This window comes from Streptomyces swartbergensis, assembly GCF_002148965.1.
Taxonomy (GTDB): domain Bacteria; phylum Actinomycetota; class Actinomycetes; order Streptomycetales; family Streptomycetaceae; genus Streptomyces; species Streptomyces swartbergensis.
This window is the reverse complement of the sequence record NZ_NGFN01000664.1, coordinates 1-1,717: the sequence shown is the minus strand read 5'-3', so window position 1 is coordinate 1,717 and position 1,717 is coordinate 1. Positions and strand designations below refer to the sequence as shown.

Below are 1,717 nucleotides of genomic sequence, written 5' to 3'. Positions count from 1 at the left end.
GCTGAGGATCACGCGGTCGGTTTCGGGGGCCGGGCCTCGGGCGTGGCCGGGGACCACGCGGTCGGTTTCGGGGCCGGGTCTCGGGCGCGGCCGGGGACCGCGGTCGGCTTCGAGGGCTGAGCCCCGGGCGGGGCGGAGGATCACGCGGTCCGCTTCGGAGGCCGAGCCCCGGGCCGGGCCGTTCCGACAGGTTTCCCCGTACGGAAGTACCTCCTCCCGCATCCGGTCGTTGGGCTATTCGGGCGCGCCCGCCCCGCTCCCCGGAGGACAGCCCATGAGCACGCCGCCCCTCGCCTCAGGTCCCGAAGGCCCCCTCGCCCTGCGGCCGTTGCTCGACACCGTGCTCCAAGCGCTGGACGACGGCACCCGGGCCCGAGGCGGGCCGCTGCCGGCGGGCGGCCCGGACGTCGTCGCGGCGCGGCTGCGCGAGGCGGTGGGAGAGGCCCTGCCCGACCAGGGCGACCCGCACGCCCTGCGCACCCTGGTCCGCGCGTTCGCCGAGGGCGCCGCCGACCCGGCACACCCCCTGTGCGCCGCCCACCTCCACTGCCCGCCCCTCGCCCTCGCCGCAGCCGCCGACCTCGCGGCCTCGGTCCTCAACCCGTCCCTGGACTCCTGGGACCAGGCCCCGGCGGCATCGGAACTGGAGACACTGGTCGCGCGGGCGCTGGCCACGGAGATCTACGGCGCCGGGGCAGACGCGGGCACCGGCCCCGACTCCCTGATCACCACCGGCGGCACCGAGTCCAACCAACTCGCCCTCCTCCTCGCCCGGGAGGCGTACGGCGGATCCGTGCGGCTGGTCTGCGGGGAGAACGCCCACCACTCCCTGGCCCGGGCCGCCTGGCTGCTCGGGCTGCCCGAACCCGTCGTCGTCCCCGCCCCGGCCGGCACGCTCCACCCCGCTGCGCTCGACGAGGCCCTCTCCCGACTGCCCGGACCACTGCTCGTCGCCGCCACCGCCGGCACCACCGACGCCGGACTCATCGACCCCCTGCCCGAGATCGCCGCCCGCTGCGCCGCCCACCGCGCCCGGCTGCACATCGACGCCGCCTACGGCGGAGGCCTCCTCTTCAGCGGCCGCCACCGCGCCCGGCTCGCCGGGCTCGACGCCGCCGACACCGTCACCCTCGACCTGCACAAACTCGGCTGGCAGCCGGTCGCCGCGGGCCTCCTGGCCGTCAAAAACCCCCGCGACCTCACCGCCCTGCGGCACCGCGCCGACTACCTCAACGCCACCGACGACACCGAGGCCGGCCTGCCCGACCTGCTCGGCCGGTCCCTGCGCACCACCCGCCGCCCCGACGTCCTCAAGCTCGCCGTCACCCTCAAAACCCTCGGCCGCGACGGCCTCGGCACGCTCGTCGACCAGGTCTGCGCCCGGGCCCGGGACTTCGCCGCCCTCGTCGCGGAACACCCCGGCTTCGAACTCCACGCCCCGCCCGTCATCAGCACCGTCCTGTTCCGGCCCGCAGGCGCCGGCGACGCCACCGTGTCCGCCGTACGCCGCGCGCTCCTCACAGACGGCCGCGCCGTCCTCGGCCGGGCCCGCCTCGGCGGCCGGCTCTGGCTCAAGGCCACCCTCCTCAACCCCGCCACCGGGCCCGACGACCTGGCCGCGCTGCTCCACCTCGTCACAGCACGGCAAGCGACACTCGTGGAAGGACACACCCCCCGATGAACCCCGCGCCGAGCCCCCAGCCGCACGAGCCGAACC

At 76.8% G+C, this 1,717-nt stretch carries 1 protein-coding gene; it reads left to right on the top strand.

Annotation, left to right across the window (positions count from 1 at the left end):
• Positions 1–274: 274 nt before the first annotated feature.
• Positions 275–1,681, top strand: coding sequence for a pyridoxal phosphate-dependent decarboxylase family protein (locus tag CA983_RS43360; protein WP_086606078.1), 1,407 nt, complete (start codon positions 275–277; stop codon positions 1,679–1,681).
• The last annotated feature ends 36 nt before the right edge of the window (positions 1,682–1,717 follow it).